Source organism: Microcoleus sp. bin38.metabat.b11b12b14.051, from assembly GCF_013299165.1.
Lineage (GTDB): Bacteria > Cyanobacteriota > Cyanobacteriia > Cyanobacteriales > Microcoleaceae > Microcoleus.
Window position 1 is genome coordinate 105,533 of record NZ_JAAFKD010000003.1, and the last position, 16,430, is coordinate 121,962.

The 16,430-nt window shown below is 45.9% G+C and carries 16 protein-coding genes; 8 read left to right on the forward strand and 8 right to left on the reverse strand.

Features of this window, described 5'->3' with window-relative positions:
- Positions 1-74 precede the first annotated feature (74 nt).
- Together QZW47_RS04855 and QZW47_RS04860 are read left to right on the forward strand one after the other, a co-directional pair.
- Positions 75-1,157, forward strand: coding sequence for an adenylate/guanylate cyclase domain-containing protein (locus QZW47_RS04855; protein ID WP_293124592.1), 1,083 nt, complete (start codon positions 75-77; stop codon positions 1,155-1,157).
- Positions 1,154-2,401, forward strand: a complete 1,248-nt coding sequence (locus tag QZW47_RS04860) for a URC4/urg3 family protein (RefSeq protein ID WP_293124594.1) — start codon at positions 1,154-1,156, stop codon at positions 2,399-2,401. Before QZW47_RS04855 ends, QZW47_RS04860 begins: the two co-directional genes overlap by 4 nt.
- 703 nt (positions 2,402-3,104) lie before the next feature.
- Here the strand turns inward: QZW47_RS04860 and QZW47_RS04865 are convergent.
- Positions 3,105-3,680 (reverse strand): DUF4360 domain-containing protein, encoded by a 576-nt coding sequence (locus QZW47_RS04865; protein WP_293124596.1) that lies wholly within the window; start codon positions 3,678-3,680, stop codon positions 3,105-3,107.
- A 518-nt stretch (positions 3,681-4,198) separates the two neighbouring features.
- Between QZW47_RS04865 and upp the strand changes: the two genes are divergently transcribed.
- Both upp and QZW47_RS04875 read left to right on the forward strand, forming a co-directional pair.
- Positions 4,199-4,834 (forward strand): uracil phosphoribosyltransferase, encoded by a 636-nt coding sequence (upp, locus tag QZW47_RS04870; RefSeq protein ID WP_293124598.1) that lies wholly within the window; start codon positions 4,199-4,201, stop codon positions 4,832-4,834.
- Between the two features lie 375 nt (positions 4,835-5,209).
- A complete protein-coding gene (locus QZW47_RS04875; protein WP_293124600.1) occupies positions 5,210-5,410 on the forward strand; it encodes a hypothetical protein in 201 nt (66 codons plus the stop codon).
- Between the two features lie 263 nt (positions 5,411-5,673).
- Here the strand turns inward: QZW47_RS04875 and QZW47_RS04880 are convergent, their stop codons facing one another.
- Together QZW47_RS04880 and QZW47_RS04885 are read right to left on the reverse strand one after the other, a co-directional pair.
- Complete coding sequence (locus QZW47_RS04880) at positions 5,674-7,596, reverse strand: hypothetical protein (protein WP_293124602.1); 1,923 nt, start codon at positions 7,594-7,596, stop codon at positions 5,674-5,676.
- 41 nt (positions 7,597-7,637) lie between these two features.
- A complete protein-coding gene (locus tag QZW47_RS04885; protein ID WP_293125055.1) occupies positions 7,638-9,014 on the reverse strand; it encodes a glycosyltransferase family 4 protein in 1,377 nt (458 codons plus the stop codon).
- Between the two features lie 78 nt (positions 9,015-9,092).
- Here QZW47_RS04885 and QZW47_RS04890 point away from each other — a divergent pair, with 78 nt between their 5' ends.
- A complete protein-coding gene (locus QZW47_RS04890) occupies positions 9,093-9,563 on the forward strand; it encodes a tetratricopeptide repeat protein (protein WP_293124604.1) in 471 nt (156 codons plus the stop codon).
- Positions 9,564-9,760: 197 nt separating this feature from the next.
- Positions 9,761-10,717: a glycosyltransferase family 2 protein gene (locus QZW47_RS04895; RefSeq protein ID WP_293124606.1), complete on the forward strand. Its 957-nt coding sequence runs from the start codon at positions 9,761-9,763 to the stop codon at positions 10,715-10,717.
- 1,263 nt (positions 10,718-11,980) lie between these two features.
- Here the strand turns inward: QZW47_RS04895 and QZW47_RS04900 are convergent.
- The 4 genes from QZW47_RS04900 to QZW47_RS04915 all read right to left on the reverse strand — a co-directional run bounded on the left by QZW47_RS04900 (position 11,981) and on the right by QZW47_RS04915 (position 13,262).
- Positions 11,981-12,262, reverse strand: coding sequence for an antibiotic biosynthesis monooxygenase (locus tag QZW47_RS04900; RefSeq protein ID WP_293124608.1), 282 nt, complete (start codon positions 12,260-12,262; stop codon positions 11,981-11,983).
- 22 nt (positions 12,263-12,284) lie between these two features.
- Positions 12,285-12,551 (reverse strand): type II toxin-antitoxin system YafQ family toxin, encoded by a 267-nt coding sequence (locus QZW47_RS04905; RefSeq protein WP_293124610.1) that lies wholly within the window; start codon positions 12,549-12,551, stop codon positions 12,285-12,287.
- A 2-nt stretch (positions 12,552-12,553) separates the two neighbouring features.
- Positions 12,554-12,760, reverse strand: a complete 207-nt coding sequence (locus tag QZW47_RS04910) for a hypothetical protein (RefSeq protein ID WP_293124612.1) — start codon at positions 12,758-12,760, stop codon at positions 12,554-12,556.
- 262 nt (positions 12,761-13,022) lie between these two features.
- Positions 13,023-13,262 (reverse strand): hypothetical protein, encoded by a 240-nt coding sequence (locus QZW47_RS04915; RefSeq protein WP_293124614.1) that lies wholly within the window; start codon positions 13,260-13,262, stop codon positions 13,023-13,025.
- A gap of 263 nt (positions 13,263-13,525) precedes the next feature.
- Here QZW47_RS04915 and QZW47_RS04920 point away from each other — a divergent pair, with 263 nt between their 5' ends.
- A complete protein-coding gene (locus tag QZW47_RS04920) occupies positions 13,526-14,206 on the forward strand; it encodes a diacylglycerol/polyprenol kinase family protein (RefSeq protein WP_293125057.1) in 681 nt (226 codons plus the stop codon).
- 105 nt (positions 14,207-14,311) lie between these two features.
- Here QZW47_RS04920 and QZW47_RS04925 read toward each other — a convergent pair whose 3' ends face one another.
- Positions 14,312-14,461, reverse strand: a complete 150-nt coding sequence (locus tag QZW47_RS04925) for an isochorismate synthase (RefSeq protein WP_293124616.1) — start codon at positions 14,459-14,461, stop codon at positions 14,312-14,314.
- Between the two features lie 490 nt (positions 14,462-14,951).
- On the opposite strand from QZW47_RS04925, the gene QZW47_RS04930 reads away from it, so the two are divergent.
- The gene (locus tag QZW47_RS04930) at positions 14,952-16,364 is read left to right on the forward strand and encodes a nicotinate phosphoribosyltransferase (protein ID WP_293124618.1); all 1,413 of its coding nucleotides are present in this window, start codon (positions 14,952-14,954) and stop codon (positions 16,362-16,364) included.
- The last annotated feature ends 66 nt before the right edge of the window (positions 16,365-16,430 follow it).

The window sequence follows — 16,430 nt, forward strand, 5'->3', positions numbered from 1 at the left end:
ACGCGATCGCTCGCAAACGATCGCGTCTTGCCAAAATAAAAATTATTGCTGGTTTTGATCAGTCAGGGTAGGTTATGGCTAATTTGCGTTCTACTGTGATCGTAAAAACAGATATTTGCGGGTATACCGCCAGAGTTAAAAAGTTATCTCAGTCGGACTTAAGTAGTTTGTTAAACGAACATAAAAATTTTATTTCAAATATTAGCACCCGAAATGAAGGTAGCCTGATCAAAGGCGAAGGTGATTCGTTTTGGCTGATTTTTCCCAGCGTCACAGCAGCGGCGGTGGCTGCCTTAGAAATGCAGCAAGAATTGCGATCGCAACAATCTAGTAAATCCAACGACGAACGATTGGCTATTCGCGTGTCGATTACCTTAGGAGATGTCTTGCATCAAGATAAAGATATCTTTGGCGATACGGTGAATTTAACAGCGCGGATTGAATCAGTAACTCCACCGGATGAAATATATTTGTCCCAAGCCGCATGGCTGGCGCTAAACAAAGCAGAAGTGCAAACATCTTTTGTCAATGAGTTTTCTCTGAAAGGGATGAGCGAGCCTGAAAAAGTATACAAAGTTGACCAAAGTTACAAAACCAGAATCGTAGAAAATCAAGCAATAATTAAAGCTGACTTGAGAGGTTTTATTGCCTATCAAGAATCTAATTCTATCAAAGATGTTGAATATTTGCTCACGAATTTCGATACTTTTGAAAAAACAATTTGTGAAGAATACGGCGGCACAATTCGGAGTATTGTTGGCGATTCGCATTTGTTGACTTTCCCGGAAGCTCACTCAGCTTTAGCTGCAATGGAAAGTTTGTGCGAAAATTGGAAACTTTTTATTCACGGCAATCAAATACCTTGCGGCTTGTCTGTGGGAGTTGCTAAAGGAAATTTGTATATATTTCGCTCTTGTACTTACGGCAAAGATATTAACATCGCTGACAGGCTGGAAGATTTAAGCAAAATCGTATCTCCGGGTAGTGAAAAAAATTCTGTGATTGTTTCCGATCAAATAAAACGCGAAGTCAGCGGATCGAAGTGGGAATACAAACTGATCAAAATCGATAGAAATGTGATTTTAGATAATCTTTTAGATTACAGTCAGTTTGACTTCTTTAAGGAAAATGATGTTTATCGGTGTTTGGTCGTATGAAGTTGAATAAAGTTGAACTTGAGACTGTAGAATATCTGAGAACGCCGGCTGCGATTCGCCAAAAGTGCGATCGGCTTTTTAATTTAGCCTCCGAAAATAAACTCCGCTACTTCCGCATCGATTTATCCCAACTCGACACAGCAGCAAACTACGTAATCGACACCACGCGCCAACAGTATCCCGACTTTCAGATTCCCTTCCACAGTCGCTGGCGACATTTTGAAGCAGGCAACCAACCGCGTCTCGCCGAATTGGATGCAGCTTTAGCAGAATTTTTGCCGATCGAACAAGCTAAGATCAAATTTGATTTAGCAATTGTCAGCGTTTTACTCGATGCAGGCGCTGGTGCCCAGTGGCAGTATTGCGAGGCAGAAACTGCACAGGTTTACCGCCGTTCAGAAGGATTAGCTGTATCCACTTTTCGGATGTTTTGTCAAGGTATTTTTTCCAGCAATCCCGATTTTCCTTTGCAAGCTGATGCGCGGGGACTTGCTCAATTAAAACTAGAAACCTTAGCTGCTGGATTTCAGGTAAGTCGAGACAATCCGCTAGTTGGTTTAACAGGCAGATTAGAATTGTTGCAGCGTTTGGGAAATGCGATTTGCCAGGATCGGTTATTATTTGGCAGCGAAAACCCGCGTCCCGGGAATTTGGCAAAATATTTGCTCGACAGTCGGGTTTCGGGAGTCAAAACTGTGGGTTGTGCTGAAGTGTTGAGCGCTGTTTTGACTGGTTTTGGGGAAATTTGGCCGGGAAGATATGCGATTGCTGGTGTGAATTTAGGCGATGTTTGGCGGCATCCGGCGTTACAAGGAGAAAATTTGGGGGATGAATTTGTGCCTTTTCACAAACTCTCGCAGTGGTTGACTTATTCGCTGTTGGAACCTCTGCAAGAGCTTGGTTTGGAAGTCGCCGGATTGGATGAGTTGACGGGATTGCCGGAGTACCGTAACGGTGGTTTGTGTTTGGATATCGGGCTGCTGCTGCCAAAAGATGCGGCTGTTTTTACAGAGAGTTATTTGCCTGGTTCTGAGGTGATAGTTGAATGGCGATCGCTCACTGTGATTATTTTAGATCGAATTGCTGCTGCTATGCGAGAAAAGCTGCATTTGAGTCCGAGAGAATTGCCGCTGGTGAAGATTTTGCAAGGGGGAACTTGGGCGGCGGGGCGGAAAATTGCCGGGGAGTTAAGGGCTGGGGGGGTGCCGCCGATTCAGATTGAAAGTGATGGGACTGTGTTTTAAAATTCAGGAATCATGCAGAAAAAACAAGGTTTGTAGTAAGGACTTTAGTCCTCTAATTTTGAGCCGGACTAAAGTCAGAAAAAACAAGGTTTGTAGTAAGGACTTTAGTCCTCTAACAGAAAAAACAAGGTTTGTAGTAAGGACTTTAGTTCTCTAATTTTGAGCCGAACTAAAGTCAGAAAAAACAAGGTTTGTAGTAAGGACTTTAGTCCTCTAATTTTGAGCCGGACTAAAATTAGAAAAAATAAGGTTTGTAGTAAGGACTTTAGTCCTCTAATTTTGAGCCGGACTAAAATTAGAAAAAATAAGGTTTGTAGTAAGGACTTTAGTCCTCTAATTTTGAGCCGGACTAAAATTAGAAAAAATAAGGTTTGTAGTAAGGACTTTAGTCCTCTAATTTTGAGCCGGACTAAAATTAGAAAAAATAAGGTTTGTAGTAAGGACTTTAGTCCTCTAATTTTGAGCCGGACTAAAATTAGAAAAAATAAGGTTTGTAGTAAGGACTTTAGTCCTCTAACTTTGATGCGGACTAAAGTCTTCACTACAAACCTTTATATCATTTTTTGACCAGTTAAAAATTCACGAATAAGCTAGAAGAAAGCAGGTTTGTAGTAAGGACTTTAGTCCTCGGATTTGGATGCGGACTAAAGTCCTCACTACGAACCTTGTTATCGTTTTTTAACGGGTTTTGCTCGGTCTTTGGTTAGCGGCAAGTGCGGTATTTGACGTGATAAACTAAACCGCGATGGGCTAAATCGAAGGAGTCAACGGTTGCTGTTCCTGCGCCCTTGGCTGTCATCGAGGCATTCACTCGCATATTTACACTGTCGCCGCAGCGAGACCAAACATCAGCTACAGTTGCTAAGCTATCTCGAACGTTGTAGTTGGTTTCTCCGCTGAAAGTCCGAGAAAAAACTGGGCCCCGGTTGCCTGCAAAAAAGTATTCTGCTCGCAGGTTTCCTGTCGTTCTAGGAGCAACGTAGCCGCGGTAATCGGCATCGTATATCGAAATTTGGAAGCCTTGGGGTACTTTGATTGGAATGCTCAGATTGCAGCTTTTCCGGGTTTCTGTTGAGACGTTTCCTTGGGCGGCAAATTTATCAAATAAAATGCTGAGTTCTTGACCGTCTGGGCTGACTGTGACGCTGGCGGAGCGATCGGGGCAACCGCTACCTCCGTAGCTTGCACCTAATATTTGAACTGATGGAGTAGCGGCTAGGGCGGGGCTGACGGCAGCAGTTGTTAATACTGTGGCTAGCAAGAGTTTTACAAACTTCATGGATTTTCTCCTTAATGTTTTTTTGTTAGGACAAACCTGAATAATTCAAGGAAGATTGAGGCTGTGCTCTTCCATTTAGGAGGTGCCAAGCCTTTACTGAAAAGGCCGTCACAGTCAGACTGGGAGCTAGATACCTGTATTTTGCTCCGGGCTTCTTCGAGTAGCATTCGTTGATGGACTAATGTCTGTTTTGTCCTTGTACTTTCTAAGATTCATGCCCTTTAAAGAGTCTTCCGGATGATTCGATGCCAAAATATCTATATTTTTAACTGGGTTTTTGGGGAACAAATATCTAGTTTTTGTGTCTGCCCTAGACTGTGAATATTTGTTGAGCTGTGTATTATATTCTTCGGTTATTGCTTGATAAAATCTGTTCGATTTCTGGAACGCTAGCTACTGGAGTTGTAGGAAAAGGCTCGGTATGGCAGCCGGGAACGATGAAAAAAAGACGCTCTCTCTATTTTCTGTCAAATTCAACAACGCAGAATTATAATTAAGAAAATTACTTGCAAAAAAAAATGACGGCTGAAGTTACTGTCATCGACCATCCTTTGATACAGCATAAGTTAACTCTCATGCGGCAAACTCAAACGAGTACGGCGAAGTTCCGGCAGTTGCTTAAAGAAATTGGGATGCTGCTAGCCTATGAGGTGACGCGAGATTTGCCGCTGAAGTACGAATTAATAGAAACGCCGATCGCCCAAATGAATGCACCGATGCTGGCTGCGTCTAAAAAAATGGTCGTAGTTTCGATTATGCGCGCCGGTCAGGGACTTTTAGATGCTATTTTAGAACTGATTCCGTCGGCGAGGGTGGGACATATTGGTTTGTACCGCGATCCGACTACTCACATGGCGATCGAATATTATTTCAAGGTTCCGCTGGATATCGAACAGCGAGATGTTTTAATTGTCGATCCGATGCTGGCGACTGGTAATTCGGCTGTGGCGGCAGTCGATCGGCTTAAAGAACTTCATCCCCAGTCTATTAAGTTTTTGTGCTTGCTGGCGGCGCCGGAGGGAATTGAGTATTTTCACCAGCAGCACCCTGACGTGCAGATTTACACGGCGGCGGTGGACGAATGTTTGGACGAGCGCGGTTATATTGTACCGGGACTGGGCGATGCGGGCGATCGGCTTTACGGCACTCTTTGACACTGGCGCAAATACAGTAACTCTTACTTTGGGGCCGATATCTGGCGCATCAAATCATTGTTAAATATCACTGGCGAGCCAATCAATATTTTTGTTCTTCTGAGATTTTTATATTTCCTAAAATGTTTTTTTCGGTATTCTCAAATACATTCATTTTAAAATTAATAGATTAGCATATGTCTTGCTTTGATAGTGTTTGACAGAACAATTTGTCACAGTCAAACAGCACGAAAAAGCGGGCGGGAGCGACGATCGCAGGAATATTTCAACCTAAATTCGTAAATTGCATTGATCGAATGTATTTACTGCATATTTAGGTTAAATTGTATGTATTTAATGCTATTACTTCCTGCGATTAGTTCATAAAATAGATGTATGATGCTCACCGCTCGCGATCGACTAATAATTTTTTTGAACGAGGAAAAAATAATGGAGACGGCAGTAAAGAAGGAATCCCCACAGCAGCCTGTGGATGAAGTGAAAGTTAACAGTATCAACAGTCTAGAGTTTGAACTGTGGGCGAAAGCGGTGAAAAGGCAGATGATTGCAGCACTTTCTAAAAAAGGCGCGATGTAACATCTCACGTTTTTTTGTGTGCCAGTTTGTGGAAATAGAATTAAAAAGATTGTTGTCTGTATTGTTTGGCCAGATTGATAGGGGGGATTGGGAGCGAGGGCTTGCTCCGGCTTCCTTTTTCTGGTTTTAGAAGCACTGGTGACAGGGAACCGGGTTTTTTTACGAAAATACTTCTGTTGCGATCGGCAGAAACGGTAAAAAAACCTGGTTTCTTGGTATCTGGAGGGTGTCGGGGACTGCGGGCTGTGTGAATTGGTGCCAGATTACGATCGCTTGTCAACCGCCGCCAGCAAGCGCAGGCTGCCGTCTTGAACCTGTACGGCTTTGACTGTCCCCACAGCGACTCTTTGTTGACCGTTAGCCATCGCTACTTCAATCTGAATCTTGGGGTCAGCCTGCAAGCCGAGCCTGCCCCACAGCCACTTGATTTGAGTAGCAGGAAAAGAGCGAACTTCTACATCTGTAAAGGGTGAATTAACCCAGCGGCTGCCGTCGTAAAAACTGGCTACCTGCACCTGATACCAAACTTGTTCTCCAGTCAATTTTAACTCGTTTTTCGCGGAGGGTTCCAGCCATTCAGCGGGATTGATAGCGCTAATTAAAGTAGCAGAACCCATAATTTGACTTTTGTGGTCTCCTAAAATTTGAGCCTGAGAAACTGCTTGTTCGAGTTTATTGATTAAATTCCGAATTCGACTTCTAGCTTCGCTGTCAGTATCAGATTGCTGGTCGAGCCAATTCATCGCCTCGCGAGTTCCGTCTTGAGAAGCTACAATTAGGGCGCCCCAAGCTTTAACATCGGTGTCAGCGGCATTGACTCTCAAGGCGGCGTCTACGCGGTTCATGATCCGCTCGCCGTCATTTTTGAGGGTGTTGGCAATTTCGTGACTGTTGCTCGGATCGGCTTCAAATACTTGCAAAGCTTCAGTCCAGCGGCCGTCGATCAAGTCGGCGAGAACTTGTTGGCTGGGACTGGCCCAAGATGCGATCGCCTGAGCGCGAGTAATTTTAGCATGAAATTCGATCGTTTCTAGCTGAGCTTGCGCGAGTGCGGGCCAATTTTGGCCGGCTTTGATCTTGGCCGAACGCAGGACATTTAATCCCGGAGACCACAGCCCGCTTTTCGCCAGCCGCAGCCCATTTTTGTAAGTCTCGTCATTCAAGGCAAATTCTTCTAGAGAAATTGCTGTTAACTGAACCGGGTTGGGGACAAATTCGCGCGACCCGATTTGATAAATAGTAAATTGCGGCTCTAAACCAATTGTTTGGTCGATCGCTAACTGCGGATTTTGCCCCTTGACAATTTGCTGCCAATTTGGCTGTTGTCCGGCCGCACTAGCCCAATCCAACAACGAGATTAAATGATTTTGGCTGGGGTTGTAGCGAACGACTTGACCGTAGGGAATTTTTTTGTCGCCGCGCACCAGTTTACCGCTGACATTAAACCAAATGCCAGAGGCGGGGGGCTTGCCGTCAAAGCGGCGCAGTTCTGTCAGCGGCAGCGACTGATTCGTGGCTTGATTGTTTGATTGAGAATCATTTAAAGAAGCCATGACAAAAGATTCTGCTGGGCCTTCTATATTTACTGAACTTGCTAGCTGAAAATACTGCTCTTTATCAGAATCGCGATCGGGAATTTGCACCCGCTTGTATACCCGAAGTTCGACAATTTGACGGCAAGGATTTTTGCAAACAGTAGAAGCGTTAACGGTTCTTTCCACCATCACCGGCAAGAGCAAATTAGCAATAGTATTATCGCCGGATTTATCAACAGGAAGCGGTACGGGTTCGCCAGTGACGAATCCCAATTTGCGGACGCTCGCTTTGATTTGATCGAGAGTTAGAATCGAATCTCTGGTAGCTGTAGGCAAGCGCGACCATCCAGGTACAAACTGAGCGATCAACCTGTTACCGTTGGGATCGACAATTAGCTGGTAACTAAGCCAAGCGCCACCTCCCATCAAAGCTGCACAACCGCACAAGACGCTGAGGGCTGTCAAATTAGCTACCAGTGTTTTCCAAGGATATCTGACGGGAGTTGGGGTAGCAGGTATGGAAAGCTGGGACTCTTGAAGATTTTTGGAGCGTCGGGCTTGGCGGCGGCGTCTTGTCGGAGGAGGAGGAGCAACTTTTTGAGGTTCTGGGGGTTTGACTCGGCGTTTCGAGGGGTTAATTTTGTGTTCCATCGTCCGTCCAATTTTAGAAGTTAGATTTTAGAATTTCGAGTTTAAAGTTGCAATAGCCGATCGTACTGCCGACCTATGATATCCCAGGTGTATTGGCTTTCAACCAGTGATCGCGCGCTCGCAGACAGTTCCTGTCTTAAGTCCTGATCTTCAAACAAACTGGTAATCGCCTCAACATACTCCTGAACTTCGTTCGCCCGCAAGGCCCTTCTGTGTTGCGGGCCGCCGCCGACGGCTAAACCCTCCAAACCTCGATCGCTTGCAACTACGGGCGTTCCAGCAGCCATCGCCTCCAAAGTTTTATTTTTAATCCCAAAACCAATCCGCATCGGCACCACACAAACAGCAGCCTGATGCAAATATTCTGCCACCCTTTGCACCCTGCCTACTACTCGAATTCCCGGGAGTTTCCCCAAGGCCAAGACTTCCGGGACAGGCGAGGCGCCAACTATGGTGAGGGTAGCATCCCGATAGCGCTGCTGCAACGAAGGCAGTATTTGCCTGGCCAGAAACTGGGCGGCGTCAATATTGGGCAAATTGTTCATTGCACCTGCAAAAATTAAGCTGTGTCCTCCCGGATCGATCGAGCGGTAAGGAAATTCTGCCAAATCCACCCCGTTAGGAATGACATCAATGGGAGGTACCAAAAAATCTGTTGTCCCTCCCAGCCCGGGCGGCGACAGCAATTCGAGGAGTTGCTGCTTGTCTGCGGACGTAGTGGCGACAATGCGAGAGAATTTAGCACAGTAACGTTTTTCGTAGCGGGCGAGTAGGGGCAAATTCAGGCGATCGCGCAGGGGTTTTTGGGAAGTGTCGGTGGCTAAAATTTCCCTGCAAGTTCCCCAAACGGAACTGTGAATATTTGCGACTGTCAGCAGTTTTTGCCGCCATTCTGGACGCACGTAAATCTCGTTAACGCTGTGTTCGCAGGTAACAGCATCGCATTTGCCGGCTGTTACCAACAAGTCGGCCCAATCCTGCATTGCTTGAGAATAGCTTGAGAGTACGTTTGGAGGCGTCCCGGACAACAAAAATCGACTAAATCTGTGCAGTTTTCCGAGTATTTCGTTCATTTTCTCATCAATCCTTTGATTGACGGGAGGAAAGAACCCCCCCTGAGTCCCCCCCTTACTAAGGGGGGGAGGCAAGAATCCTTCCTCAGTCTCCTGGTGGAGTCTTAGCCCCCCCTTAGCAAGGGGGGGTTGGGGGGGTATGTGCGGGTGGGGGAAAACTGCTAATTTGCTAACTTGTTGGCGCAAGGCGTCGATTTGTGAGTCGGTGACATCGGGCGATCGTAGTGTACCGAGAATTACATCGTGGCGCAGGCTCAAGTATTTCAATAAATTAAACGTCCTTACCTGAGTTCCGCCGCGGCTTGGCGGATAGGGAAAAGTCGAGGAAAGCATCAAAATCTGCATGGGATGTTCGATCGACAAAAAAGTTGCCGCAGTCGCGATAAAATTGACGAATAAAACAGTTTTAACAATCATCTCACTATGGACGAGTTATCGGTGAAGGCGCTGCTCGAAGATTTGAAAAATTCTGACGAAAGCGTGCGCGATCGGGCGACTACAGAACTTTGGCGCACTTGGTTTAACCAGAAAGGAGAGTACGGGATGCAAGTTTTGAGGCGATCGCAAGTTTCGCTAGATGCAGGCGATGTTCGCCACGCTTTGGATTTGCTGACGAAACTGATTGCGGAAATGCCAGATTTTGCTGAAGCTTGGAATCGGCGCGCCGTGCTTCACTACACCCAAGGAAATTATAAAAAGTCGCTCCACGACTGCGAAGCTGTCCTGAAACTGAATCCGGTTCACTTTGGGGCGCTGCACGGTCTGGGCTTGTGCTATGCTGCCATGGGAGAATACAGAAATGCGATCAAAGCTTTTCGCCACGCTTTGGAAATTCAACCCTTTGCTTTGGTTAATCAAAAGTTAATTCTAGAATGTACGGCTCGTTTGAGTTGACAGTTGACAGTTGACAGTTGACAGTTGACAGTTGAAAGTTGACAGTTGACAGTTGACAGCTTGTCCCGATCTCTGGTTGAGAGGTTGATAGTTGACCGAAGGGAGAAGGGAGTCGAAAGACTTTAATTTTTAGGATTCTCAAATTAAAAATCTCAAATCTAAAATCTAAAATCTAAAATTTAAAATGGTTTCAGTGTGTGCCGAAAATTAGCGTTTGCATTCCTACTTGCAATCGAGTGCATTTGCTGGCTAGTGCGATCGCCAGCGTGCTAGATCAAACTTATACAGATTTTGAATTAATTGTCTGCGATGACGGTTCGACGGACAGCACTGCGCTGTTGATGTCGGAATTTGTAGCTGGCGATCGCCCGATTCGCTACATTCGACACCCGCAGCATATTGGCAAGAGTAATAATATGCGATCGGGTTTTGCAGCGGCAAGGGGTGAATATTTTATTAAATTTGACGATGACGATCGCCTCAGCGCGCAATTTCTAGAGCGGACATCCGCTATTTTGGATAAAGACGCCAGTATTGATTTTGTCAGTACCGACCACTGGGTGATTGATCTTAAGAATAATATTGACGAAAACCAGACCAAACTCAATTCGCAGCGCTGGGGGCGCACCGAGTTGTCGGCGGGAATTATTGAAGATTTACTTGCTACAGTTTTCGTGAGACAAAGTTTGCAAATAGGTGCAACTTTGTTTCGGCGCAGCGCGCTAGAAGACGTAGGATTTTTGCGGCCGAATTGGCAAAATTGCGAAGATAACGATTTGTTCGTGAGACTTGCAATTGCGGGCCAAAAGTGCTATTACTTGCCCGAGCTGTTAATGGAGTATCGATTGCACGCTCAACAGCAAGGAGTCGATCGGGCAATTCCGTATTTGAGCGATAAATTGCGCTATTTGACCAGCTACGAATTTGATTCCCTGAAGTTGGAAACAGTCAGGCTCCAGAGAATGGGAGAAACTCAATTAGCGCTGGGTTTGCGACTGATTGAGGTGGGCGAAACTGCAAAAGGGCGGCGGATGGTGCGAGCTGGAAAGTCGGTTTCTGAGGCTAAAATGTGGGCGGGTTTGGGATTGTCGCTGCTGCCGCTGAAGTGGCGGAGGAGAGCTTTTGAGGTTGTACGAGAGTTGTTGAAAGTATAGGATTTTGAGAAAAAACCAAGTTGAGACGGCGGTTGAAACGGCGGTTGAAACGGCGGTTTAAATGGCGGAAACGGCGGTTGAAACCAAGTTTAAACCAAGTTGAGACGGCGGTTGAGACGGCGGTTGAAACGGCGGTTAAAACCGCGTCTATACAGACAAAACCTGCCTCCGCAGGTTGAAGAGTGGGCGGTTGAAATTACGTTATTTTCTTCAGTCTGCGGAGGTGGTCGCTGAGCTTGTCGAAGTGCAGACTTCGTTTGTGTAGACGCGGTTTCAACCGCCGAGTCTTGTTGACTTACATTATACGAATGCGTCTTTCACAATACTCCTGACTCTAATTGGTCTAAATAGATAAATTCCGGAGCTTTAACTCCCGCTTCCTCTCTAATTTTAACCAGTGCAGGCGACTCAAAAAATGCCCTAGCATCTGCTGAAACGGCGGAAACGGCGGTTGAAACCGAGTCGAAACGGCGGAAACGGCGGTTAAAACCAAGTTGAAACGGCGGTTGAGACGGCGGTTGAAACGGCGGTTGAAACCGCGTCTACACAGACACTCACGTGACGGGAGCAGGTTGAAGAGTGGGCGGTTGAAATTACGTTATTTTCTTCAGTCTGCGGAGGTGGTCGCTGAGCTTGTCGAAGTGCAGACTTCGTTTGTGTAGACGCGGTTTCAACCGCCGAGTCTTCTTCCTTTGTGTAGACGCGGTTTCAACCGCCGAGTCTTCTTCGTTTGTGTAGACGCGGTTTCAACCGCCGAGTCTTGTTGACTTACATTATACGAATGCGTCTTTCACAATACTCCTGACTCTAATTGGTCTAAATAGATAAATTCCGGAGCTTTAACTCCCGCTTCCTCTCTAATTTTAACCAGTGCAGGCGACTCAAAAAATGCCCTAGCATCTGCTGAAACGGCGGAAACGGCGGTTTAAACCAAGTTGAGACGGCGGTTTAAACCAAGTTTAAACCAAGTTGAGACGGCGGTTGAGACGGCGGTTAAAACGGCGGTTTCAACCGCGTCTACACAGACAAAACCTGCCTCCGCAGGTTGAAGAGTGGGCGCTTGAAATTACGTTATCTTCTTCAGTCTGCGGAGGTGGTCGCTGAGCTTGTCGAAGTGCAGACTTCGTTTGTGTAGACGCGGTTTCAACCGCCGAGTCTTATTCGTTTGTGTAGACGCGGTTTCAACCGCCGAGTCTTCTTCCTTTGTGTAGACGCGGTTTCAACCGCCGAGTCTTGTTGACTTACATTATACGAATGCGTCTTTCACAATACTCCTGACTCTAATTGGTCTAAATAGATAAATTCCGGAGCTTTTACTCCCGCTTCCTCTCTAATTTTAACCAGTGCAGGCGACTCAAAAAATGCCCTAGCATCTGCTGTCGATGTCCAGGCGGAGAAATGAACAATTTTGTTGGGTTCATTGTCGTACTTCAAAACCTGATAGGAGCGCTCGCCAGCTTCTTTTCGGATGCTTGCAGCATTATCAAATACCTTTTTCCAAGCTGGATAATTTTCTACTTCATGAATAATTAAGACATACTGCATAGCTATAAAACCTATTATCCTATCAATACACTTGATCGTGATTACCAATATCTACAAACACAGCTTTGCCATCTTTCGTAAAGTAGAATAGCACCCTTTCGTCATAATCTACGGTAAAACTCCAAAAATCATTAAGCTTGCCCGACAGTTTGTGAGTTTTCAGAGTGGGATCAAATGGCTCGATCGTGAACAACTCCAATTTCTGCCAAAACCTAGCTTCTAAATCTATATTGCCTTGAATGCGCTTTTTGAAAGCACGTTTAAATGAAGAACTGAAACTGACTTCCATCACTACTCCTCTATCAGTTGTCTCAGTTCATTAATGTTGGCAGAAAATTTCAGCGAACCTTTTTTTTCTTCGACTTGCGCCGACTTAAAATTCTCAGATATCTCCTCACGGCGTTCTTCACGGAGATATTGCTTCAACAACAGTTGAATTTCCTGCTTTTCCTCAGCAGACATAATTTTGATTGCCTCAACTACATCACTGAAAGTCATAGTCTAAAAATCCCGATCGCGTTTATTCGATTAATTTAACATGAAAAAAGTTGAGACGGCGGTTGAAACCGCGTCTACACAGACAAAACCTGCCTCCGCAGGTTGAAGAGTGGGTGGTTAATATAAGGTTATTTTCGACCGTCGGCGGAGGCCGACTTCGTTTGTGTAGACGCGGTTTCAACCGCCGAGTCTTCGTTTATTTCATGAATAATTAAGACATATGGCATAGCCATAAAACTTATTTTCCTTTAAGTTTAAACATTCACTGTTGAGTGACTTCGTTGAGTGATTCATGAATGACTTCATCACTCACACCGTGACGCTTCAAACTGGCAATCAATGCAGAAACTGTATCACCTTCTAGACGTTCCAGATCCGATCGCAGTCCTTGTCCAATATAAGCACGTAGCAATGGCTGATCACCCGAAAAACCCAGCAATGGTGGTACTCGTTTCAAATCTTCGATCACATCTTCGGGCATCCGAATGGTGATACTTGTCATGGGACGATTTCTATCTTGCCGCTTTTTCAATGCCTCAATTTTCATAACCATTGAGTACGAAATACACATCCATAACTTCTAGTTTAACCAATATGTATTTACATTGTCAATACGTTATGGATTGAATCGATTTAAAGAATGCACAAATTTTTTGTCCCTAAATCGCGATCGCCCTCTCCGGCTGAAATCGATCGCCTTTCCACTAAAGTAGTAAACAGTACCCAATCTAAGTTTTGCTAAAGATCGTGTCTATATTTGCTGAAATGCCGACTGTGTGGTTGCAGATTTCCCTCGTGGGAGCCTGGTTGGGCGTGATTTTATTGGTAGCTGAGGGGTTAAATCGCTTTACGGCTGTCGGTGCGGAGGTATCGCGGAAGGTGGTTCACATCGGTACTGGTAACGTGATTTTGCTAGCTTGGTGGCTGGAAATACCCGGCTGGGTGGGGATTGCGGCGGGTTTTTTGGCTGGTGCGATCGCCCTAATTTCCTACCAAGTGCCGATTTTGCCGAGTCTTAACAGTATCAACCGCAAAAGTTTGGGGACTTTTTTCTATGCTGTTACTATCAGCGTTCTCGTCGCTTGGTTTTGGCCGCTACAACATCAAGAATACGCTGCTTTGGGAATTTTAGTGATGACTTGGGGTGACGGATTGGCTGCTGTTATCGGGCAGAAATACGGCAAACATATCTATCAAGTTTGGGGAATACAGAAGAGTTGGGAAGGTTCTGCAACTATGTATTTGGTGAGTTTTGCTGTTAGCAGCCTGATTTTTATGGGAGTTCAAGGCAATATTTGGCAAACTTGGGCGGTGTCGGCGGTTGTAGCTTTCGTTGCTGCTACTTTGGAGTCGGTGTCTAAGTTGGGGATTGATAATTTGACTGTGCCGATCGCCAGCGCGGCGATCGCCTTTTTCCTCAATCAATTTTGGCTAATTGGTTCGTAGTAGGACGGAGATTCCCGATCGCAGTTTGAACACACCTAATTTTCATAGCAATAAGGTGCGCTTCGGCGCACCTTATGTATACCTATTAACTCAGTGAATTACTGCTCAATCTTTCGATTTATAATTTTTGGAGAGCTTACCTTCAAAAGGTTGAACTCCACTATTTGGATAGTTGTCATCGCTGGGGCTAAAAATCCGTACCGCTGCTTCCGAAACGTAACGCATCGCGTCTCCAAAAGATTTAGAAAGATTCATAACATCTGCCTCTCTTGTTTTGGTTCTGATACTTCTTAGATTACTATTAGCTTCGGTCTCTGAATTGCTTTAGCAATATTTGTTTGAATTACTTATTAGTCTGCAACATCGAAGCAAACTGAAGCTTTGATTAGGATCGCGTTTTTGGGCGATCGACCTAATTGGCTGGTCTATTTCTCCTCAATCAACGCCAGCAGTCACAACTTTCAGAAACCCGATTTTTTAAGTTTGTGCCAGGGCTGCAAGCAAATATTGTCCATAAAAAACCGCAACGCTTGAGTTTTTTGGGTTAATTGCTGAGATTGTTAAATCAACATTTTCATTGATCCTACCATAATATAAATCCCGAAATCAAGCTGAAACCCTCTATTCATAGGCATGATCCAGGATTTTTTTATGTGGAACCCGCAATCTTAATCAAATATTTACAAAAAGATATGGTATTTGTCACTATAATTAAAAAAACAAAGTTTGTCCGGGGTTTTTAGCTATGAAAACTGCGACAGAAAGCCCGCAACTAGCGGGTTGTGAAGAAATCTTAGAAGATCGGGAACTCACAGTTTCCCCAGGAGATTACAGCCTGTTGACCGATCTCTACCAGCTAACGATGGCGGCTTGTTACGCCGGGGAAGGCTTAGACGATCGCCCTGCGAGTTTTGAATTGTTCGCGCGCAGGCTACCATCCGGTTTTGGTTATGCGATCGCCATGGGTTTAGCTCAAGTTCTCGACTATCTAGAGAAATTTCGGTTCTCTGCGGGGCAAATTCAGGCCTTGCAGTCCACCGGGATTTTTGCCGGGGCCCCGGAACGATTTTGGACTCTGCTCGCTGCCGCCCGCTTTACTGGGGATGTCTGGGCGGTGCCCGAGGGAACGGCGGTATTTGCCAACGAGCCTCTATTGCGGATCGAGGCTCCTCTGTGGCAGGCTCAGTTAGTCGAAACTTATTTGTTGAATGCGATAAATTATCAAACTTTAATTGCGACGCGGGCTGCGCGGCTGCGGGATGTGGCGGGCCCGGAGGCTAAGCTGCTGGAATTTGGGACGCGCAGGGCTTTTGGGCCGCAAGCTGCTGTGTGGGCGGCGAGGGCGGCTCTGGCTGCTGGGTTCGATGGCACTTCTAATGTTTTGGCTGCTTTGAAGTTGGGGCGCCAGCCTGTGGGTACGATCGCCCATGCTTTAGTAATGGCTGTGTCGGCTCTCGAAGGCAGCGAAGACGAGGCGTTTGCAGCTTTTCACCGCTATTTTCCGGGTGCGCCGCTGCTGATCGATACTTACGATACTGTGGCGGCGGCGCGGATGTTGGCATCGCGAGTAAATAGCGGTGAAATGCCATTGCAAGGCGTGCGCCTGGATTCGGGAGATTTGGCGGCGCTGTCGAAGGAAGTGCGATCGATCCTGCCGGGGGTGCCAATTATTGCTAGCGGCGATTTGGACGATCGAGAAATTGCTAAATTAAAAAGTGCGGGCGCTTGCATTGACGGTTACGGTTTGGGGACAAAGTTAGTCAGCGGTTCGCCCGTCAACGGTGTTTATAAGTTGGTGGAAATTGACGGGATTCCGGTGATGAAGGAGGCCAGCGGCAAGGTAACATATCCAGGAAGAAAGCAAATTTTTAGAACCGTAAAAGATGGAGAAATTATCAGCGATTGTTTGGGACTGACAGGGGAAGAAAATCATAATTTTGCTTCTCGCATACCATTAATGCAATTGGTTGTCAAGGAGGGCAAGCAAGTTCAGGAGCCGGAAAGTTTGGAGGCGATCGCCAAACGAACTGCTGCTGCTGTCGCCAGTCTGCCGGCCCAAACTCGCCAACTAAATAACCCAATTTCGCCGCCCGTGGAAATTTCTACCGATTTGCAGATTCTCACTCAAAAAACTCAAAAAACTCAAAAGAGTCATTAGTCATTTGTCATTTGTCATCTTGCCCTGAGCGAAGTCGAAGGGTGGTCATTTGTCATTAGTCATTGG